Source organism: Ensifer sp. EB106-03-01-XG145, assembly GCF_058792075.1.
The window spans coordinates 149,029-169,083 of record NZ_JBYTEC010000007.1 but is presented as its reverse complement, the minus strand read 5'-3'; the positions used below and the strand labels follow the sequence as shown (position 1 = coordinate 169,083).

The window sequence follows — 20,055 nt, the reverse complement described above, 5'->3', positions numbered from 1 at the left end:
AGCAACGGTGATCGATGCGCTGCCGTCCGTCGCCGTCGGGCCAGTACCGTCGGTGATGCTGATCGGCTGCACTGCAGTCGCCGTATCGCCGTCGCCATCGGTGATCTTGTAGCTGAAGCCGGCATTCACGGCCGAAGTGCTGTTCAGGCTCGCAACCGGCGTGAACGTCCATGCACCCGCAGACGTGAAGCTATAGGTGCCGTTCGCCGTGACGACCGGCGTCGAGCCCGAAGCCGCAACCGTATGCTCGGTACCACCAATCGTCACTGAGGTCAGCGTCGCACCGTCAGCACCGGCCGTGTCGTTGCCGAGCACGTTGCCGCTGATCTGCGCCCCACCCTCGACAACGCTCTGGGCACCGTCATCAACCGCCGTCGGAACGTCGTCGGAGACTGATACGTTCACCGTGCCCTCAGCCGTGTCGCCGTCCGTGTCGGAGGCGATCACCTTGACCGAGCCGAGGCTCGCAAGGTCATCGGCATTGACGCCGGGATGGCTGGCGTAGTTGTCGTTCAGCGTCGCCGTTACCGTGGCGCTGTCGCCGCTGCGCACCAGGTCGAGCGTGACGATCGCAACACCGCCGGCGCGGCCGATAATCTGCGTGTCGGAGACGCGGTCCCAGGTCAGTGCCCCGGTCAGGCCGCTGGTGTCGCCGAACGCGATCGTCGCGATCGCATCCGAACCGGCCGTAAAGCCGATCGTGCCGGCGCTCGTGTTCGAACCCGGCGTCGAGCCGTCGGCGAGGTTCTGGTCGTCGAGCGTCAGCGACGCGGTTCCGCCCTCCGCTGCGGTCGTCGGACCGCTACCGTCGGTGATGCTGATCGTCTGGCTGTCGCTCGTGGTGTCACCGTCGGCGTCGGTGGCCGACAGCGAGAAGGTGACGTTGACGCCACCGGCATTGTTGAGATTGCTGGCCGCATCGAACGACCAGGTCTTGTCGGCATTGACCGTCAGTGTGCCTTCGGCAAGCGTGAAGACCACAGACTGACCTGCCGTCAGCGCCAGCGTCTGGGTGGTGTTGCCGACCGTGACGTCCACGGTGCTGACACCGTCAGCGCCGGCCGTCAGCGTCCAGTTGCCGGCAAGCGCCTGGCCCTCGACCACGTTGGACGAGGCCGGATCCGTGATGCCGACCACCGGAACGTCGTCGGAGACCGATACGTTCACCGTGCCCTCGGCCGTGTCGCCGTCCGTGTCGGAGGCGATCACCTTGACCGAGCCGAGGCTCGCAAGGTCGTCGGCGTTGATGCCGGGATGGCTGGCGTAGTTGTCGTTCAGCGTCGCCGTTACCGTGGCGCTGTCGCCGCTGCGCACCAGGTCGAGCGTGACGATCGCAACACCGCCGGCGCGGCCGATAATCTGCGTGTCGGAGACGCGGTCCCAGGTCAGTGCCCCGGTCAGACCGCTGGTGTCGCCGAACGCGATCGTCGCGATCGCATCCGAACCGGCCGCAAAGCCGATCGTGCCGGCGCTCGTGGTCGAACCCGGCGCCGAGCCGTCGGCAAGGGTCTGGTCGTCGAGCGTCAGCGATGCGGAAGCCGCAAGCGGATCGACCGTCGGGCCAGCACCGTCGGTGATGCTGATCGTCTGGCTGTCGCTCGTGGTGTCACCGTCGGCATCCGTGGCCGACAGCGAGAAGGTGACGTTGACGCCACCGGCATTGTTGAGGTTGCTGGCCGCATCGAACGACCAGGTCTTGTCGGCATTGACCGTCAGCGTGCCTTCGGCAAGCGCGAACACCACCGACTGACCTGCCGTCAGCGCCAGCGTCTGGGTGGTGTTGCCGACCGTCACGTCCACGGTGCTGACACCATCAGCGCCGGCCGTCAGCGTCCAGTTGCCGGCAAGCGCCTGGCCCTCGACCACGTTGGACGAGGACGGATCCGTGATACCGATCGAGGGAACGTCGTCGACGATATCAACGCGCAGCGTCGCCGTACCCGTCGCGCCGTCAACGTCGGTGACCGTCAGATTGAAGGTATCCCGGTCCTGCTCGACATTTGCGCCCGGGCCGGAGCCAGTAACGGGGCTCGTCAGTTCATAGGTATACTGCGCCGCGCCAGTGGCGGGGTTGTACGCGGTGATGGTCAGCACGCCGAACAGGCCCGCGACCGATTGGCCGACGAGTCCGCCGATTGCGAAAGTCTGGCCGTTGATCGTCAGGCTGGCGACATCGTCCAGGCCGTCCGGATCGGAGATCGTGAAGATGCCGTTGACCGAAGCACTGCCATCGCCGGCGCGCGATCCGCTGGCGAGGCCAGCTTCGTCGACCTGCCGGTCGCTCACAAGGATGCCGCTGGGATCGCTGCTACCGCCATCGGGGATGATCGACGGATTGTCATTGGGGTCAAGCGTAAAGGGAAGAAGCTCGGTCGCCTCAAGCGTCGGAAATTCCAGGGCGGTCGGCGGCAACAGACCGATGACCGGTCCGGCCTGGCCAATGTCCGCGTTGGCGTCACCAAAGCCGCCGCCGCTGCTCTGGTTCGAGACGACGCTGATGCTGCCGTCCGGACCCGCTGCAACGTTGATGCCGTTTTCGCCGAGCACAGCCACCAGGGTTTCGCGCGGGATTTCAGCGTCGCCGATGACGAAGGTCGGAACCTTCAATGCGGCGTTGAGAATGGTGATCGTCGAGCCGTCCGGCTGTTCCAAAACGATATTGGTACCGACGACCTTGATATTCTCGATCGACGCGCCTGCGGGCAGGTGCACCACGTTCGAAGCATCGGCGGTGACCGTCGCGGGCATGGGCGAAGTCTGTGGCGCAGTCTCGGCGCCTTTCACCGGCGCTCCGGTTGCCGGGTCGGCGAGCTGGGGTTCTCCCTCTTCTCCCGTCGCCGCCTGCGCCACCAGTCGGTCAGCCTTGCCATCCGGCGCGTTGCGGAACTCGATTGCCTCTGCCTGCGTAGCGGCGGCTTCGTTCGAAATTGTGGTGCCTTCGGTTGCCATAGAAATACCCCTCGACCTTTGCGAGCAAGAAAACACCAAGCTTTTTGGAGCGCAATCGGGGGCTGAGGGATTAGCGAAAAACAGCATAATATATTATGCTAATACCCAAAATTGGTGAGCTTAGTACAAATTTAGTATTTCTGGTCATTGGTCCGCAACCATCTTCCGCGCGGGCACGGCGACTCGAAAAAGTAGCCCGGAAATCGTGCTCGACGACACCTGAGCCCTTCCATTGAATCGACATGCGGGCTTATCGCTTAGGGAACTTCAGGAGGATCTGCGAAACAAACGGTCGCGATTTGCAATCCACGCGACATGCCGCCAATGACGATGTTGCGGGTGTGTCTACAAGGTGGGCTGGCGACCTGATCCGAAAGAATACACAAGTATAAAATTTGAATAAAATTTTATACAAAACGTATTGTTCCGGAGCACACTAAATAATACATACCGCTTTACCGGCATTTTTCTTTTCGTTCGTACAGTGTCCTCACGAAACCGAGAGACACGGCAATGAACAAGAACAGCTGGAAGCACTGCGGAAAATACCTGAAGACTTCGGTGTTCGCGATCGGCCTGGTGTCGCTATCTGCGACATCATCCGTTCAGGCGGGCCAGTCCGGTATGCTCCACGCTGGTCTCTTCCAGCAGCTGCTGAGCATGGCAAGCCCCCTGGCAGCCGTCGCCACGGAGACGATCAACACCTTGTCGAAGCAGGCTTCCGAGGCTCTGAAGAGCCGGCAGGTGCAGAAGGTGGCGGTGACTGCGCGCGCGAGCCTCGGCGGCCAGGCAGCGGCAGAGTCGGAACCCTCCGCCGTGTTCCATTCGGTCGCCTTCCGCGTCTCTTCAATCCCAGTGGCGCGCAAATGGAAGACCGTCTATCCGGCAGTCGTGGCGGCGGACTTCAACCGCTGCGCACAGGAGAGCGGTTGTGCCGCCCGCGGCATTCTCGGCAAGGCGATCGAAAACGCCAACGGTCTTGCATTCCGCCAGAAAATCAGCGGCATCAACCGCACGGTGAATCGGATCGTGCGCTACCAGCCGGACGCGGAGAACTACGGCTCCAAGGACTACTGGGCAAAGCCGGATGAAATTCTTGCCCGCGGCAAGGGTGACTGCGAAGACTATGCCATCCTGAAGATGGCTGCCCTGAAGGCGGCCGGTCTGCCGTCAGAGGCCATGTCGATCGTTGTACTTCGCGATGTCCGGCGCAACCTCTATCACGCGGTGCTGGCAATCACGACAAGCCAGGGCCACTTCATTCTCGACAACCTGAGTGACGAGGTGAAGCTTGACCGCGCGCTTCCGAGCTATCAGGCGCTCTTTTCGGTCAGCGCCGATCGCTCCTGGATCCATGGCATCAAGACCACCGGCGATAAGGTCGCGTCTGCCGCACCTTTCTCGGATGTCATGCCCGGCGAAGGCGTTGCGGTTCGCTGAACCTCGGCTCCAACGTCGACGTCTTCACCGATCAGACAACGCCGCCCAGCCGTCCTCGCGGCAGGCGGACCTCCGAGCTCTCAGGCCAGGATGAAGCCGATGATCACGTCCTGGTCGGCAAGCGGGGCCAGTGCGGCGTTGAGTTTGCCGCGCGTCACCTGCCCCTGCACGCCGATAGTGAAACCCGCGGGCTGCGGCTCACCTGGAGCTGCCTTCAAACGGCGGACAAGATCGACGAACTGAACATCGAAGGCGAGCCTCAAGCCGCGCGCCGGCTGCGGCTGCTGCGACCGCAGAACCCGCGACTGGACAAAGGAGAGGAACGCGGGGTTGAAGGCGACGATGTTCTTGTTTCCCGTGAGCGCAAAGGCAGGCGTTGGGCTGGCGCGAACCTGGCCGGCGACGATCGCCAGATTGCTGCGTTGCCTGGCACCGATAAGCTCGTCGCGCATGTAGCGCGTGGCGACGTAGCGCAGTCGCGCCGTCAAATTCCCCTCGCCTTCAAGCTCTCTTTCACAAGCTGCAACGATATCCGCAAGTCTTCGTCCCTGCCGCGCGGCAAGCTCGCCAAGACACTGCCAATAGATTTCCTCGAGCTTGATCCCGCGGCGCTGACCGCCGATGGTGACGACGCGGAACCGCAGCGCGCTCAGGTCCTCATCGGACGGTGGAGGCTGCGTTTCGTTCATTCATCAGCGCTCCCGCAGAGCTTCCTCACGCGCCTTGTTGATCGGCTTCATCAGATAGGCAAGGATCGTCTTCTTGCCCGTCATGATATCGACCGAAGCGATCATGCCCGGCATGATGGCATATTCCCGCCCGTCCTTCACCAGCGCAGCCGTGTCGGTTTTAACGCGCACGAGATAATAGGTCTCGCCATTGTTCTGGTCGACGAGACTGTCGGCGCTGACGGTTTCAACGATGCCGCCGAGGCCGCCATAAATCGAGAAATCATAGGCGGAGACCTTGATCAAAGCCGGTTGGCCCGGACGCACGAAGGCGACGTCGCGCGGTGAAAGCCGCGCCTCGACGAGCAGCGTCTCCGATGTCGGCACGACGCCGCCGATCACTGCGCCCGGCGTCACATAGGCACCGACCGTGTTGACATCTAACGTATTGATGATGCCATCGACCGGGGAACGGATATCGGTGTTGGCGACCCGGCTGGTCGCCCCGCGGATCGTTTCGTCGATCACGGAAAGCTGCGAGAGGGCCTCCGTTTTTTCCGCCAGGGCCTCCTGCTTCAGTTGCAGGGAGAGTTCGGTGACCTGCAGCGACGCCTCCTCGAGCGCCGCCTCCAGCTTGCCGACCGATTGCTTCCAGAGGGCGAGCTGTCCCCGGGTGTCGGTCAATTCCTTTTCGACCCGCAGTAGCTCTGTTTGAGCGATGAGCTTGCGTTTGGCCATCGGCTCGATGAGCCCCTGTTCCCGTTCCGTGACCTGCAGGCTTTCGGTCAGCCGGGTGATGTTGGCTTGCGCCTCCGCCAGTTCCTTCTGACGCTGGCCCTCGCGGGCCTGCATGACCGACAGCTTGTTGTTGAAGTTTCCAGCCTTCGCCTGGAGCAGTTGCTCCTCGTTGGCGCAGATAGCCGGTGCGACCTTGGCGATATTCTCGGGGCAATTGTACTTGGCGTCGTAGGCCCCACTCTCTTCGAGCTCCAAGCGCGCTATCTGCGCGCGCAGCGACCGTGCCTTGGCTTCGAGCTCGCCAAGCGAGGAGCCGCTGGCCGTATCGTCGAGCCGCAGGATCAGGTCGCCGCGGCGGACGACCTGCCCGAGCTGCACGGCGATCTCGCGCACGATGCCGGGCTCGCTCGACTGGATGATCTGCGTCTTCGAGACGGGAATGACCTTGCCTTCGCCACGTGCGATTTCGTCTACCTCGGCAATCGCCGCCCAGGCGACGAAACAGCTGATCAGCAAGCCGATGACAAGCAGTCCGGCGCGCGCGGCAAGCGGCGGTTTCTCAGTCATGCTGCCCCCTCCCGCCACTTGCGGACAGGCATTGTTTCGTCGTCATGTCGAGAGCGTGGATCACAACCCCGCCCCCTCGGCCGGTCCGGCAGGACCGGAGCGTCGTTGCAACTGTTCGATGACCGCGGCCTTCGGGCCATCAGCGACGAGGCGCCCGCGGTCGAGAACAAGCAGGCGATCGACGAGGCTCAGCATGCTGTGACGGTGCGTGGAGATCAGAAGGGTGACATCGCCGCTGAACACATTGGAGAGCTTGTTGATCAGTTCACGCTCGCTGGCGAGGTCCATGGCCCCGGAAGGCTCGTCCAGGAACACCACCTTCGGCTTGCGCAACAACAGCCGGGCAATGGCGACCGCCTGGCGCTGCCCGCCCGAAAGCTGGGAACCGCGCTCACCGACCGGCATGTCATAGCCACGCGGATGATGGGAGACGAAGTCGTCGACGCCGGCAAGCCGGGCTGCCGCGACCACTTCTTCATCGCTGGCGGTCGGGTTCGCCATCAGCAGGTTTTCCTTGATGGTGCCGGAAAACAGGTCAGAATTCTGCGACACGAAGGAGACGGCCGAGCGGACGACGGAGGGATGCAACTGCCGGATATCGACGCCATCGAGCAGAATACGGCCGGCGCTGGGCGCGTAGAGACCTGCGAGAAGCCGGCCGAGCGTGGTCTTTCCCGAACCGATGCGGCCAATGATGCCAACACGCTCGCCCGCCTTTATCGTCACGTTCATGCCGCTGACCACTTTGTAGTCGGTTCCCGGATAGGCGAAATCGAGATTGGTGAAAGTGATAGTGCCGTTGCGGATCTCGCGGTTGACGAAACCGATCGTGTCCGGCCGATCTTCCGGCTGCTCCATCACCGCATTTAGGATGCGCAGCGACAAAATCGCCTGACGCAGCCGTGCCAGCGTCATCGCAATCTGCCCCAGCGGCGCGACGGCACGGCCGGAAAGCATGCTGGCCGCAATGATCGCGCCCGAGGAAATGTTGCCTTCAGTGAATTCGTAAGCGCCGGCGACGACAATGCAGACCGTCACCAATTGCTGCACGAATTGTGTCGCGTGCGAGGCCCAGGAGGAGATTTCCTTGATCTGCTCGGCCGTGTTCGAAGAGTGCTTGGCCAGTTCGTTCCAGCGGCGCAAAAGCTGCTTTTCCGAATGCAGCGTCTTCACCGTCTCGATGGCGCTGATCGTCTCTACCAATAGCGCCTGGCGCTGGGCTGATTCGTTCGAGGCGGCGGCGACGCGGTTGCCGATCTTGTACTGCGCGACATAGCCGATCAAGACGCTCAAGAGGAACGCGACCGCCGGGATGAGCGCGATCCAGCCTGCGACCGCGTAGACCGCTGCGATGAAAACGAAGACGAAAAGGCTGTCGATGAGGGTGCTGAGCGTATTCGAGGTGAAGAACTCGCGAACGAATTCGTACTGCATCGCTCGGTTGGCGTATTCGCCTGTCGAAGGTGGCCGCGATGCCATCGTCGCATGCAGTATCTTCTCGAACAGCATGTAGGAGAGCTTCAGGTCAGCCTTCCGTCCGGCATAGTCGATCAGCGCGGCACGAACCGTCTTGAGCAGAAAGTCGAACAGAATGGCGGTGCTGATGCCGAGCGCCAGCACCCAAAGTGTCGCCATCGCCTTGTTCGGCAGAATCCGGTCATAGACGTTCATCGTAAAGAGCGGCGCGGCCAGCGCCAGCACGTTGATGAAAAAGGCCGCGATCGCCACCTGCACATAGGCTTGCCAGAATGGCTTGACCGTGGCCGTCAGCCAATGCCGGCGGTCGATGTTACGGGCCTCACCGACGCCGCGGCCGGACGCCGTATTGAGATAGGTGGCTGAGAAGGACAAGGCATAGGCGAGACCGCCGAGCTGCAACTCAGACAGTTTCACCGCCGCTTCGCCGGGGGCAACAGCTCTGTTCGAAAGGTTCAACGTGCCGTCAGGCGCCTCTTCCAAAAGCGCCATGGCGCTGCCGTCACGAAAGACGAGCAGCAGCGGGTACACGAAATCACGATTCCCGATCCCGCGCCCGGAAACGATTTCCGTTTCCAGGCCGACCCGCTCCGCAATACGTGAGACGTCCTCGGCGCTCGGCAACCGCGCGTCAAAAGGAACGTCGGAATAAAGCACGCTGTCGGACGAGGGGCGGTTCAAGAAGATACAGATCTCCTTGAACGCCTCGGAAAAGCCAGTCAAAGACGGGCCGATCTGCACATGCCTGTCAATGCTTTGCACTACCACCGATTGTGTCCACCTTGACGAGGACTATCATTTCTGCCGGATCGGCGCCAACAAATCGAGCGGCAAGTCGTTCGTCTGGCGCGAAGGAACACGGCGATAGGTTTCCGTGGGCGGCGTATCCGGAACATTGAACTCGTTGCGGGCATAGGCTTCGGCCTGGGCCGGCGCCTTGATCTGCATCGTCGACAGGAGCTGGCCGGTCGCCGCAAGCAGGCGGTACTCGGCAAACAGAGCGGCGTACTGCGAGGTTTTCGCTAGAACGCTGACATTGAAACGCGAATTCTGCGCGCCGAGCACGTCAAGCAGCGAACGCTGCCCGACCTTGAGCTGTTCGCGATAGGACTCGACGAGCTGTACGTTCATCTGAGCCTGCGCGTTCAGCGTGCGGGAGATCTCGTACTGGCTGTTACGGCGTTCCCAGGAAATGCGAACGGCTTCCTCGACCTCGCGATGTGCCTGGTGGAAGACCAGCCGCTGTTCGCTTGCGCGGCGCATCTGCTCCTGCTCGTTGGCGATATCAATGCCGCCACGATAGAGGTTCCACTTCGCCACGATCCGCGCCTGGGCATCCCAGCTGTTGCCGGTCGCGCCGTCGATATCGTTGCCGGTGCGCACACGCCCTTCGGCGAAGACTTCCGGAAGCATGTTCGAGCGTGCCGCTTTGACCTGCGAATCTGCAGCGCTGATGTCGGAATCGGCGGCCTTGATGCGCGGATTGCTGCCGCGGGCGATACCGATTGCCGTCTCGAGCGTCTTCGGCAGAACGCCGGCGACCGACTTCGGCATGGACGGCTTCGTGAGGGGCTGGCCAACCAGGCGGTTGAAGCTGATCTTGACGGTTTCGAGCGATTCCTCTGCTTCCTGCAGACGGGCCTTGGCCGACAACAGGCGTTCACTCGCCTGCTGGCGATCCGCATCGGTCAGGGCGCCACCTGAAATCAGCGAGCTGATATCCGACAGGATCGACTGGTGCACGCCGACGTTCTTGCGCGCTTCCGCAACGATCTGCTGCTGGAGAATATATTCGAAATATTCGCGGACGATCTGCAGACCGATCGTCTCGGACCGTTCGAGGACCCGGAAGGAGGCGCTGTCGACGCGCGCAGCCTGACGCTCCAGTTCGGCGCGACGACCACCGCCATCGAAGAGCTTCTGCGTAATGGTCAGCCCGACGTCGGAAGGATAGAGCGGATCGTTCTCAATGGAACCAAGGCGACGGGCTTCGTCCTCAAGATGTTGAACGCCCGTCGAAGCTTCCATGTCGACGCTCGGCAGATAGAGACCGCGCGCCTGCCGCAGTTCGAACTCGATTGCCTCGCGGTTCTCGATCGACTGCCCGATTTCCGGGTTCGATTCCATCGCGATCTGAAGCGCTTCCCTCAGCGTCATCGCTTCGGCCGCGCCACCTGCAAATACGGTTGACGCGAGCAGAATGGAAAAAAGTCCGCCCTTAAAAGTTTTCCCCACTTTCAATATTATCCCCCTCGCAATCCGTACGTCATGCTGGCGAATCCGAGCGTGCGTTACAACTGCCGAAATTTACCGATAGATAATACAGAGGTAATATAACGCGGCCACCAATTTTGGGGTGGTTCTATGGCGCCCCAAGCTTTCGCACGGCTATGTTGCAAAAATGGAACATTCGTGTGGCAACAAGAGTAACCGTTAACCTATTGAAATAAAATAAATCAGCCGCGGCTGCCCAAGGTAACAAGGCGCTTCGGCCCGTTGCAACGTTGCCGTCAACGCAACGGCAGCGCGAAATCCTCACTATGGCCTCAGCCGCTGCGAGCGGAGATTACCCGTCTTCCCGTCACTGGCGCCGGCACCCAGTAAATCACGCTGAAGGGAGCCGGACGAAATCGACGGTTTGTGTTCCCTCGCTGGCAACCAATACAGTTTCGGATGCTGCCGCACGGCGCAACCGTTCGAGATCTACGCTGCCGTCGAACAATGCGCCGCCGACGCTAATTGCCAGATCGACCTTGCTGCCGTCTGCCGAGAAGTGTGCCGAAGCCAATGCCTTCGTCAGGCGGATGGAAACGTGCTCGGCATCCGATTCGCTCGCGCCGACCAAAAGAACGTCGAAGCTTGCCGGGCCGGTTCGAGCGACGATGTCATCGCGCCGCACCGAGGTGCTGATCGTGGAGGCGACGAACTGGAGCAGTTCTTCGCTCCAGGCCGGACCGAAAGCGGCACCGACATCGTCGAGGTTGTTGATCCTGAGATGAATGAGTGCTCCGTGAAGCTCTTCGCCGGCGCGTTGCCGGCGACGCTCGAGGCCATTGACCTGCTGGACCAGCCCGCGGCCGGTTACGCAGCCCGTCGTGGCATCGTGGGCGACGACATGGTTGATCTGGTTGCGAAGGCGCTGGGCCCGGCGAAACTGCGTCGCCGCGAGGACGATCAGCGGCACGCCCATCAACAGGGAGATCAACGCGGCGCCAACCACGGCGGCCGCATAGGGCCGATCGACGAGAGCCACCAGGCTGAGATAGACCAAAACCTGCGCGAGTACGGCGAAACCAACAATGCCACCGATGACATATCGCGCGATTCGCCAGTCCCTCTGCCCGTTGAACTGTACTTCTCTTCGCATCCACCGCTCCCGATTCACCAATGACGATCGGTCTAGCGCGAGTTTATGGATATTCCATTTCCAGGGTACCTACAACTTTATGCAGTATGCGGGCTTTCCAAGAAAAATGCTCCAAAACGGGATATCCGGTTCGCCGAAAGCAGCTTGCCGGTCCCTCCCGCGGGCTTGAACGCGCCGTCAACCTGCACCGACGAAAAGAAGCGATTCGATGCCGGATGTCACCTTACCGACCGGGCTCGCGCACAGCAACGCTGCCCAAAGCAGTCGCTGGCTGCCGTCGATCGCTTTGTTCTCAGTACGCGGTGCACCGCCGACAACCGACGAAGCGCGCCTTGTCTTCGGCGCTTGATAGGGCCCATGCGTCCGTTCAACTGCGACAAGGTCGGGAACCCTCCCCGTCTTTCGGCGTTCCTATTCCGCCGGGCGCCCTCGCCCGATGCTGAAGCGCCACGAAAGGAACCGATAATGTACGACAGGGAGCGTTGGCCAGAACAAAGGGCATCAACCGGACTGCCGGTCGGAATCATGCTTCTTTCAGCCCTCGCCATTACCGCCTATCTCGCCGTCGGCGGCGCTTTTTCGGACGGTGGTGATCAGGCTGTCGTCTACATCCCACAGACAATCGGAAAGTAACCCACGCAGCGCGGAAGTGCACGGCTACGTTGACCGAAGCTGGCGGACATGAGACATCTCGCAGGCGTGAGACGGGGCGGCTCCTCCTCCGTCCCGTAATTCACGACAGGCCTAAAATGTCTCTACAAACAATGCCGTGAGTGACCGGCAATGAATCCGGCCGAGCATACAGCCCGCCCGGTGGCCATTCACGAGCTATCAAGGTGACAGCGAAGGCCATTAAAGGCAACGAATCAAAAGGGTGGCGAACTCCTCAATTCGGGCTAGGCGGTGCTGATCTCAGCGTCGGGGTTTGCCTATCGCTCAACTGCGCGCGAGCGCCCGCCCGCCGTCCTTGAGACGATGGAGTGCCGACTGTCCGGGGGCCTTTCTCATCCGAAACGATCAGATCTAGCCGAGACGCATGTGGATCTTTCGAACGCGCCCCAGCGCGCGGCTCCAATATTTGCTAAATCGGCTATAAGCCACTCGGTCAAACCACTCAGGAGAAATCATGGAAACCGTCGAGATCAGCGGCCGCAGCGACTTCGCACTTTGGGCAATCCAGCGCGCCCAGGAAATCGTCACCGCCGAGGGCGCCGCCTTTGCTATGGCCGCTCGCGACATGAATGAGGATACGCTGGGGGAAACTGCCGCCGCGCTCGGCAAAGCCATCAGCGATGCCATGCTCGAAGTCTTTGACGGTCTGACCGCGGAGTGACCTGAGCCGTCGGGATGCACACCGGTCTCGCGATAGGGGCGAGCGCCGGATATCCAAATGGAGGGGGGCGGGTAGCGATCAGCCGCACATCTGGCTTGTGGTTCGCGGTCCGGAGGGCTCGCCGTTCGCCTGTCACCAGAACGCAATGGCGCGCGCCTGTCCTTCATCAACGCATCCAGTTCTTGAGGAGGGTTCACTTCTGCCGCACGTCGAGGCCTAATGCCTCGGCGATTGTGATGGTTTGGTCGATCGTGATGATCGCGTCCTTGAGGTGCACGTTTTCCGGTTCGATCGCACTGAGGTCGCTGCCTCTGAGATCACAGGCTGTGAAATCGATGCCGTGCAGCCACGCGCCGGAGAAATCGACGTCTCTCAGCGAGCCACCCTTGCAGGAGGCACCGGTAAGGTCTGCCTCCCGCAAGCGGGTTTCCTTGAAGGATGCGCGGCCGAGACCGGCGCCGGGCAAGCTGACGAAGGACCAGTCGCCGCCTGAGACCTGCATCTGGTCGAAGTCGCATGTATCGAACATGCTGCCGACGAACTTGCACTCTGTGAACCGGCTGTCGAAGAATTTGCAGGACACGAAAGTGCAATTCACGAAGGCACCCGCCTGATGCGACGAGGCATTGAAGCGCGCCCGCCGGAAGGTGCATTCGTGGAAGACGACACCAACGGTCTGCGCCTCGGTCAGGTCGAGATCGACGAACAGAGTGTTCTGATGACGCTCGCGATCGATCTGCCGGCCATACCAGTCCGCACCGGCAATCGTGATATCTATCTTCGGCGGCACTTCGCCATATCGTCGTTCAGCCATCGTCATCCATCCATTGAGCTCTGTTAGACGGCGAACGCCTGCCGTTCGGTCATCCTGTTCGACCGGGCAACAATTGAGGACACCGGCAGCGACCTCGCTTCACGCGAGGGTCGACAGACTGTTCAACCTGACTAGCAGAGTCGACAGATTCTAGTAACCGGCAGCTGCCGAAGACCAGCCCGGCCGCGCGTCAGTCGTCGATCCGGAAACCGACCTTCATGACCACCTGATAGTGCGCCACTTCGCCGTCCTTGATGTGGCCCCGGATCTGATCGACCTCGAACCACTCGAGATTTCTCATGGTTTTCGACGCCCGCGCGATCGCCGTTTCGATCGCCTCCGTAACGGAAGACTTCGAACTGCCGACAAGTTCTACCTTCTTGTAGACATGGTCACTCATGACACCCTCCCGGTTGCCTCTAGAAGCGATCACCAAGCCTACAGGCAAATCACGAAAGCAGCACCTGCCCCACGCATCGAAAGCGACGCGCGCGAGTTGCGGGCATCGCCACGGCTTGCTTCGACTACGGTCGTCCTGGAAAGCGAGCGTGACCTCAAAGCGGATCATGCCCATGCCCAGCGACCGCGTGATTTGCACAAGGAACGTGCAGTTTGCCTGGCACTGGCCAGTTTTTCCCGCAAATCGGACGCGCGGTCGTGCAAATGCAACACCGTTTCAGGTGGCCCAACTCTTGCTTCACTCTGTCTGAAACATCCAACCAAGGGATTGTCGGATGATGTGGAGTGGGTTGCTGCTGTCGCTGCTGCTGAGCGTTTCAATGGCCTTCAGCCTGACGGAGTTGAGTTTCGTGCGCAATGGCCGCGGCCAGCAATCGCGCGGCGATGCGGTGCGAACAACGCTCGCGATGTCATCTGGATTGACCGCTTTGGGATTGGCGTTCAGTCATCAGGGGCCATCACTGGGGGTAATGGCAGTCGTCGCCGGCATAGCGCTCTCATGGCTGGCGGCGCGGTTCGCCTCACGTACCGTTGCGCTCGCGGTCACCATCCTGTCGCTCGGCTTCTATCTGCAGTTCGCGGAACTCGCACCCTTGCGCCCTTGACCGACGGTGCATGAAAGCGTTCGCCCTTCGGTCACGATCGCATCCATCGCGATGTCGTGCCATTGTGGCCTGATGCTCTCCATTCTCTGCTGTTCGAACCCAACGCCGATCACGAATGGCTTCGGTTGAAGCACGGCGAGTGTACGATCGTAATAGCCCCCACCATAACCCAAGCGACAACCGCTCTCGTCGAAACCGACGACCGGTGCGATGACGATGGTCGGCTGAACATCCCGCCCCTCGGTCGGAATTGGGATCCCCCAAACACCCCTCTCGAGCGCCTCGCCAGCGCGCCAGGATCGAAAGCCGAGAGGTTTTGCCTTGGCGAGCACCACCGGTAATGCGCAGTTGGCGCCGCGGGCAATGAGCGTGTTCATCCAAGAGCGCAGATCCGGTTCACCACGGAACGGCCAATACAGCGAAATCGTTTCGCCTCGAACGTTGGGCAGAAGTTGGTCGAGCGCAGAAACGATCGCGTCTGTCCGTGCGGTCCGTTCTGCAATCGGAATGCCCTGTCGCGCGGATATCAGCCTTTTTCTCTCCTGCTCCCGCCATTGCACAATCGAGATCGCCTCTGGAGACTCCATGCCCATATAGGCCGGATCCACCTCGTGCATCAGGCAAGGCGGTGATGAAAAGCGCGACGGAAGATCGTCCTCATCAGGCGTGCACATGGTCGATGGCCTTTCTCCGTTTCCGGGAATGTTTCGAACGCAGTTTCACGAGATCACCTTGATTATCATTTCCCATTCGAGAACAATAAAGCAGCTTCATTCCCTTCGTAGATAAAATGGACTTCACGACCCTTGAGATTTTTCTGCTGGTAGCCGAGCGCACCAGCGTGACCCGCGCCGCCACCGAGATTGGCCGTGCGCCATCCAACGTCACCAACCGTATTCGCGCACTCGAGGAAGAATTGGGCGTCGGCCTGTTCAGCCGCGACGGCAAGAAGATGACGCTGACGCGCGAGGGGCGTCTTTTTCGCTCCTACGCCACACGGCTGGTGGCGCTCGGTGACGAGGCGCGCAACGCGCTGAAGCCGACGATGAAGCCGGACGTCTTGCGGCTGGGCAGCATGGAGAGTACCGCTGCCAGCCGCCTGCCGCCGGTTCTGCAGACGATCAACCGAACGCACCCGGATTTGGCGCTGAGGCTCTCAATGGGCTCGACGGAGGAACTGACCCGAGCCGTGCTCGCTGAAGAAATCGACTGTGCGCTGATCGCACGTTTGCCAAGCGATATCGCGATGCCGAGACCCGACCCGCTCGAGGACCTCGATGGAGAGCCGATCTACCGCGAAGACGTTTTGATCGTCTTGCCCGCGTCGCATCCGCCGATCAAAACCGCCCTGGACGTGCGTGTGAGCTGGTTGGCGGCGCTCGAACCCGGATGCACGTACCGCCGTGTCGCGGAACAATGGGCACGTCCCTCGCCGACGATTGCGACCAAGGAGGTTTCCTCCTATCACGCCATACTGGCGAGCGTTGCAGCCGGTGACGCGATCGGTGTAGTGCCACGATCCGTATTCGAACTGATGGACTGGCCAGGCGACGCTCGAACCCATTCATTGCGTGAAATTCAGACACTGCTCATCTATCGTAGGGAGGCCAGCTCCCCTGCGATCGAAATCCTGCGCCGCGCATTGCATACCGACGCTGGCACCCACTGAAATATTCAACCTACGCGCTGCCATTTACAGGTGACTGCATGACCAATTCGCCCAACCAGACGCCCTCGCAACCGCCGGGCCGTCGTTTCTTCGCGCCGATCCTGGCGGGTGCGACGTTGAGGGAGCGCCTGATTGCGTGTCTCGGAGCGCTGGTTGGTATCCTCCTGACCGGTATGATCAGCGGCAGTATCTTTGGTGGCGGTGCCAGCCTTCCGTTGATCGTGGCGCCGATGGGCGCATCCGCGGTTCTGCTGTTTGCGGTTCCCACAAGCCCGCTTGCCCAGCCGTGGTCGATCGTCGGCGGCAACACGATCTCCGCCTTCGTGGGGGTTCTGTCAGCTATGTTCGTGCCGGATCCGCTGATCGCAACCGGTATTGCCGTGGGGATCGCGATCGCGGCGATGTCCTTTACGCGCTGCCTGCATCCGCCCGGCGGCGCCGCTGCGTTGACGGCAGTGCTTGGCGGCCCTGTCGTGGCGAGCTGGGGCCTCCTGTTCCCGCTGGTGCCCGTCGCGCTCAACTCGTGCCTGCTGGTGGCTCTCGGGATCCTGTTTCACAAGCTGGCCAGACGCAACTACCCGCACGTCGTCGCTCCGCCCGCAAATATGCACGCGACCATTGATCCGCCCGCCAATCGCCGGGTCGGCTTTACCGGCGCGGATGTCGATGCCGCGCTCGAGGCGTTGGACGAAACGTTTGACATCAGTCGGGAAGATCTTGATCGGGTGCTGCGCCAGGTGGAATTGCAGGCGGCAATTCGGGCGACACCTCACATCCTGTGCCGGGACATCATGTCGCGCGACGTCATCTGCGTCCATCAAGACGACAGCAGCGAGGCCGCGCGCTCGTTGCTTCTCAGACACAATATCCGGACCATCCCCGTAAAGGATGGAAACGAGCGGCTTGTCGGTACAGTCGGACTGAGGGAGCTGACCGAGCCCGGCGCCACCGTCGGCAGCAACGTTGCGACGCCAGTAGTCGCGCGCCAGGACGACCGGGCGATGAACTTGCTTCCGGCGCTCAGCAGCGGAACAATTCACGCGGTCATCATCGTCGATGACGACCATCATGTGCTGGGACTGATTTCGCAAACGGATCTGCTGGCGGCAGCAGCGCGGACGTTGTTCGATCACAACGCAGGTCGCGAACAGGCTGCGTAGGATTTGCCTTCGGTTGTCCACGCGGATCAATCCACTGTGCCCGTCGGCAGATTGGCGAGACCAGCAGGCTCAGTGCAGCGAAATCTGTCGCGTCGGTTGCCTCACGTGATGCACGAGCGGTGTTTCGCTCGATATCAGTCGCGCAACCAGACGCCCTGACGCCGTAACCACATCGATGACGGCGTCGCAATAGTCGTCGTCCTTGGTCAGTTCATCGACAATCCTTTGACCATAGGCAACTGCGGGTCCATCCGATGGGTATTTCCGGCCAACTTCGTCGCGGCTGACGACGCCTGCTGCATAGATGTTGAACAGATAGCGGCGCATGATATTCCACTCCATACGGGATGCCGCGTCGGCGCTGGCCATGCTGATGGCACTGAAGGCGCTATGAGCGGCATTGAAGGGTTTGAAATGACCCTGCAACCTATCGCGACATCGTCTCCTTGTCGCGTGACCCGAGCGTGACATTTACTCTACGTTAAGCATCGTCAGCTTCACCGTGCTCGACGGACAAGGTGGGATCGGCGTGTCGGATGCGTCTGACGCTTTCCTGGCTCGGGACATATTGCCGGTCAAAAAACGGCTCGCGGTCGAGGTCGATCCCTGGGCGGACGACGCCCCGCACCTAAGAGGAACCGGTAGGTCGAAGACGAGACGCACGCGCGGTTCTGAAGTTTGCGCAGGCACAAAGACGAAGATCCTCCCCTCTCGTAGTCAAGGATGCTCTCTGCGCCGCGCGGCAGCCCGGAAGTCCCCGGCGCCGGAGGGGCCGATACACATTGCCTCAACCCCAGACGACTTCGATGCGTCCGAGCGCTGCTCGGAATTCGTCTGCAAGCATCCAACAAGGAACAGATGATGACCGATCTCAGCCTCGAAAGCACAGTCGCAACGATCGCAGCCGAATTGCCGGGGGCCGCGGAACTCTTCCGCCGTTACGGCATCAGCTTCTGTTGCGGCGGCAAGATGTTGTTGTCGGAAGCTGCGCTCAAGGTCGGTATCGCCCCTTCGGCATTGCTTACAGAACTGGAAACGCTCAAGCGTTCCGCAAGTCGAGATGCCCCGGAGGAGACCGCCGATCTCATCGCTCACCTCCTCCACAGGTACCACCAAACGCACCGTGCTGAGCTCGCATGGTTGATTCCGCTTGCTCAGAAGGTGGAACGGGTACACGGCGGCCATCCGTCGGCGCCTGTCGGGCTTTCCCAAGCCCTGGAGGCGCTGCGCGACGAGCTCGAAAGCCACATGATGAAGGAAGAGCTCGTGCTGTTCCCGATGATGCAGCGCGGTGATGGCGCGACGATTTCCTATCCGATCGCCCAGATGCGGCGCGAGCACGACGACGAGGTGGAGCATCTGCGAACGATCGAGCACGTCACCCACGGGCTTTCCTTGCCGGACGGCGCCTGCGGTTCGTGGACTGCGCTTTATACCGGGTTGCGTAAGCTCACCGACGACCTCGTCACTCATATGCATCTCGAAAATGCCGTGCTGTTTCCGCGCTTCGAGGCTGGCCTCCAGACGATTTGGTGATCGCGGCGCCAAAGGCGTGGACATCGATCTGGCAGGCGCCGCACCGACCCCTGTTCTTTCTGGCGGGTCTCTGGGCGTTTGTCGCGCCTGCGGTCTGGCTTCTGCCCGAGGGTATTGGACCGGACAAAGCCGCCTGGCACAGCCATGAGCTTCTCTTCGGCATGGCCGGTGCGGCGGCAGGTGGTTACCTGTTGACCGCCCTGCCTGCCTGGACAAAGAAGGGCCCGGTCTCGCGTGATGTCACCGTGCTCGCGACCGTTCTCTGGTGCGTGGCCCGCCTGACGACGGCTCTTTCGGCGCACCTCTCGGTCGTTGCTGCAGCGGTCGGGATGTCAGCCTACTTCGTCTTTCTCGCGGTCGTTCTCGCCCGGGGGGGTGTATCGAGCAGAGCGGGACGCCGCTTCTGGGCACCGTTCGCCATGGCGCTGATTGGCATGCTCAGCTCGCTGTGGCTTGACGGAGAGGCAAGCTATCTCGTCGCAGAGGCAGTGCCGCGGATCTTCCTCGCCTTGATCACCCTGATCGGCGGCCGTGCGGTGCCCGCTTTCACACGCTCCTGGCTCGGACGAACTGGTGAGGCAGATCTCGTTCGGGACCAGCCCGAGCTTTCCTACCTGGCGATCGGCGGCATAGTTGCCGCCGCCTGGCTCAACGCTTCCGAACAATCGAATGCAGAGGGCATCTTCCTCGTACTGTCCGGCTTGGCGCTCGTGTTACGAATGAGCGGCTGGCAATGCCTGAGGACCCGGCGCTACCCGGCGCTCTTCATTCTGCATCTTGCTTTTTGCTGGACGCCGGCGGCTCTTCTGCTCATTGGCTTCGCCACCATTTTTCCAGACCAGATGTCACCCGCGACCGCCGTGCATGCGGCGACCATGGGGGCAATGGGAACAATGATGGCGGCCCTCATGATGCGTGCTGCGATGGCACGCAACGAAAGCGTACTCGTGCTCAACGGGAAGATGGCATGTGCTTTCGCTCTTATCTGCCTCGCCGCAATGATTCGCATTCTGGCCGAATGGATCGGTAGCGCGTATTTCAATCCCGTCGTCGCCGCGGCCGCATGCTGGATGTTGGCATGGGGGCTGTTCCTTCTTGCCTATCTACTGGCGCTAAGAGGGCCTGTTCCGAGACCAGTCCTGAGCGCTGACAGGGCGCTAGCACCGCTGACCGAACCCGAACGATAGGCTTTGCGCGGTCCTTTCGGACCCGCCATGTGCACCGCCGCGAGAGCGAGTTCCGTTGCCGGAAACACCTGCCTGCCGGCCAATTGC

17 protein-coding genes are annotated in these 20,055 nt (G+C 61.4%); 7 read left to right on the top strand and 10 right to left on the bottom strand.

Going from position 1 to position 20,055, the window contains the following annotated elements; translation table 11 throughout:
- On the bottom strand, nucleotides 1–2,949 hold a 2,949-nt coding region (locus AC3WWH_RS18555), incomplete at its 3' end, for a beta strand repeat-containing protein (protein WP_492377146.1).
- A gap of 513 nt (nucleotides 2,950–3,462) precedes the next feature.
- Between AC3WWH_RS18555 and AC3WWH_RS18550 the strand changes: the two genes are divergently transcribed.
- Nucleotides 3,463–4,389: a transglutaminase-like cysteine peptidase gene (locus AC3WWH_RS18550; protein ID WP_492377145.1), complete on the top strand. Its 927-nt coding sequence runs from the start codon at nucleotides 3,463–3,465 to the stop codon at nucleotides 4,387–4,389.
- A gap of 80 nt (nucleotides 4,390–4,469) precedes the next feature.
- On the opposite strand, the gene AC3WWH_RS18545 is transcribed toward AC3WWH_RS18550, so the two are convergent.
- From AC3WWH_RS18545 to AC3WWH_RS18525, 5 genes are all read right to left on the bottom strand, one after another.
- Nucleotides 4,470–5,078, bottom strand: a complete 609-nt coding sequence (locus tag AC3WWH_RS18545) for a ribbon-helix-helix domain-containing protein (RefSeq protein ID WP_113399256.1) — start codon at nucleotides 5,076–5,078, stop codon at nucleotides 4,470–4,472.
- 3 nt (nucleotides 5,079–5,081) lie between these two features.
- Nucleotides 5,082–6,362 (bottom strand): HlyD family type I secretion periplasmic adaptor subunit, encoded by a 1,281-nt coding sequence (locus AC3WWH_RS18540; protein WP_057249622.1) that lies wholly within the window; start codon nucleotides 6,360–6,362, stop codon nucleotides 5,082–5,084.
- Nucleotides 6,363–6,422: 60 nt separating this feature from the next.
- On the bottom strand, nucleotides 6,423–8,600 hold the full coding sequence (locus AC3WWH_RS18535) for a type I secretion system permease/ATPase (RefSeq protein WP_492377168.1): 2,178 nt from the start codon (nucleotides 8,598–8,600) through the stop codon (nucleotides 6,423–6,425).
- Nucleotides 8,601–8,633: 33 nt separating this feature from the next.
- Nucleotides 8,634–10,082, bottom strand: coding sequence for a TolC family outer membrane protein (locus AC3WWH_RS18530; RefSeq protein WP_373419816.1), 1,449 nt, complete (start codon nucleotides 10,080–10,082; stop codon nucleotides 8,634–8,636).
- A gap of 361 nt (nucleotides 10,083–10,443) precedes the next feature.
- On the bottom strand, nucleotides 10,444–11,205 hold the full coding sequence (locus tag AC3WWH_RS18525; protein WP_058320878.1) for a GGDEF domain-containing protein: 762 nt from the start codon (nucleotides 11,203–11,205) through the stop codon (nucleotides 10,444–10,446).
- A gap of 1,126 nt (nucleotides 11,206–12,331) precedes the next feature.
- Between AC3WWH_RS18525 and AC3WWH_RS18520 the strand changes: the two genes are divergently transcribed.
- Nucleotides 12,332–12,538: a hypothetical protein gene (locus tag AC3WWH_RS18520; RefSeq protein WP_057249614.1), complete on the top strand. Its 207-nt coding sequence runs from the start codon at nucleotides 12,332–12,334 to the stop codon at nucleotides 12,536–12,538.
- 193 nt (nucleotides 12,539–12,731) lie between these two features.
- Here AC3WWH_RS18520 and AC3WWH_RS18515 read toward each other — a convergent pair whose 3' ends face one another.
- Complete coding sequence (locus AC3WWH_RS18515) at nucleotides 12,732–13,352, bottom strand: pentapeptide repeat-containing protein (RefSeq protein ID WP_058320879.1); 621 nt, start codon at nucleotides 13,350–13,352, stop codon at nucleotides 12,732–12,734.
- Nucleotides 13,353–13,542: 190 nt separating this feature from the next.
- On the bottom strand, nucleotides 13,543–13,752 hold the full coding sequence (locus tag AC3WWH_RS18510; protein ID WP_057249612.1) for a dodecin: 210 nt from the start codon (nucleotides 13,750–13,752) through the stop codon (nucleotides 13,543–13,545).
- Between the two features lie 334 nt (nucleotides 13,753–14,086).
- Here AC3WWH_RS18510 and AC3WWH_RS18505 point away from each other — a divergent pair, with 334 nt between their 5' ends.
- Nucleotides 14,087–14,416 (top strand): hypothetical protein, encoded by a 330-nt coding sequence (locus AC3WWH_RS18505; RefSeq protein ID WP_058320880.1) that lies wholly within the window; start codon nucleotides 14,087–14,089, stop codon nucleotides 14,414–14,416.
- On the opposite strand, the gene AC3WWH_RS18500 is transcribed toward AC3WWH_RS18505, so the two are convergent.
- Nucleotides 14,377–15,090, bottom strand: a complete 714-nt coding sequence (locus AC3WWH_RS18500) for a 5-formyltetrahydrofolate cyclo-ligase (protein WP_058320881.1) — start codon at nucleotides 15,088–15,090, stop codon at nucleotides 14,377–14,379. The genes AC3WWH_RS18505 and AC3WWH_RS18500 overlap by 40 nt on opposite strands.
- A gap of 116 nt (nucleotides 15,091–15,206) precedes the next feature.
- On the opposite strand from AC3WWH_RS18500, the gene AC3WWH_RS18495 reads away from it, so the two are divergent.
- Nucleotides 15,207–16,085 (top strand): LysR family transcriptional regulator, encoded by an 879-nt coding sequence (locus tag AC3WWH_RS18495; RefSeq protein ID WP_058320882.1) that lies wholly within the window; start codon nucleotides 15,207–15,209, stop codon nucleotides 16,083–16,085.
- A gap of 38 nt (nucleotides 16,086–16,123) precedes the next feature.
- A complete protein-coding gene (locus tag AC3WWH_RS18490; protein ID WP_058320883.1) occupies nucleotides 16,124–17,245 on the top strand; it encodes an HPP family protein in 1,122 nt (373 codons plus the stop codon).
- Between the two features lie 69 nt (nucleotides 17,246–17,314).
- On the opposite strand, the gene AC3WWH_RS18485 is transcribed toward AC3WWH_RS18490, so the two are convergent.
- Complete coding sequence (locus tag AC3WWH_RS18485) at nucleotides 17,315–17,572, bottom strand: DUF6894 family protein (protein WP_141679501.1); 258 nt, start codon at nucleotides 17,570–17,572, stop codon at nucleotides 17,315–17,317.
- Nucleotides 17,573–18,106: 534 nt separating this feature from the next.
- On the opposite strand from AC3WWH_RS18485, the gene ric reads away from it, so the two are divergent.
- Together ric and AC3WWH_RS18475 are read left to right on the top strand one after the other, a co-directional pair.
- A complete protein-coding gene (gene ric / locus AC3WWH_RS18480; RefSeq protein WP_058320970.1) occupies nucleotides 18,107–18,781 on the top strand; it encodes an iron-sulfur cluster repair di-iron protein in 675 nt (224 codons plus the stop codon).
- The gene (locus tag AC3WWH_RS18475) at nucleotides 18,778–19,968 is read left to right on the top strand and encodes an NnrS family protein (RefSeq protein WP_058320971.1); all 1,191 of its coding nucleotides are present in this window, start codon (nucleotides 18,778–18,780) and stop codon (nucleotides 19,966–19,968) included. The genes ric and AC3WWH_RS18475 overlap by 4 nt, the downstream gene beginning before the upstream one ends.
- Nucleotides 19,969–20,055 lie beyond the last annotated feature (87 nt).

Bases quoted from the DNA above. Each gene is read 5' to 3' on its own strand.
- AC3WWH_RS18520 (WP_057249614.1), top strand. From the start codon at position 12,332: ATGGAAACCGTCGAGATCAGCGGCCGCAGCGACTTCGCACTTTGGGCA.
- AC3WWH_RS18495 (WP_058320882.1), top strand. From the start codon at position 15,207: ATGGACTTCACGACCCTTGAGATTTTTCTGCTGGTAGCCGAGCGCACC.
- AC3WWH_RS18540 (WP_057249622.1), bottom strand. From the start codon at position 6,362: ATGACTGAGAAACCGCCGCTTGCCGCGCGCGCCGGACTGCTTGTCATC.
- AC3WWH_RS18515 (WP_058320879.1), bottom strand. From the start codon at position 13,352: ATGGCTGAACGACGATATGGCGAAGTGCCGCCGAAGATAGATATCACG.
- AC3WWH_RS18525 (WP_058320878.1), bottom strand. From the start codon at position 11,205: ATGCGAAGAGAAGTACAGTTCAACGGGCAGAGGGACTGGCGAATCGCG.
- AC3WWH_RS18545 (WP_113399256.1), bottom strand. From the start codon at position 5,078: ATGAACGAAACGCAGCCTCCACCGTCCGATGAGGACCTGAGCGCGCTG.
- ric (WP_058320970.1), top strand. From the start codon at position 18,107: ATGACCGATCTCAGCCTCGAAAGCACAGTCGCAACGATCGCAGCCGAA.
- AC3WWH_RS18485 (WP_141679501.1), bottom strand. From the start codon at position 17,572: ATGCGCCGCTATCTGTTCAACATCTATGCAGCAGGCGTCGTCAGCCGC.
- AC3WWH_RS18500 (WP_058320881.1), bottom strand. From the start codon at position 15,090: ATGTGCACGCCTGATGAGGACGATCTTCCGTCGCGCTTTTCATCACCG.
- AC3WWH_RS18510 (WP_057249612.1), bottom strand. From the start codon at position 13,752: ATGAGTGACCATGTCTACAAGAAGGTAGAACTTGTCGGCAGTTCGAAG.
- AC3WWH_RS18490 (WP_058320883.1), top strand. From the start codon at position 16,124: ATGACCAATTCGCCCAACCAGACGCCCTCGCAACCGCCGGGCCGTCGT.
- AC3WWH_RS18550 (WP_492377145.1), top strand. From the start codon at position 3,463: ATGAACAAGAACAGCTGGAAGCACTGCGGAAAATACCTGAAGACTTCG.
- AC3WWH_RS18505 (WP_058320880.1), top strand. From the start codon at position 14,087: ATGATGTGGAGTGGGTTGCTGCTGTCGCTGCTGCTGAGCGTTTCAATG.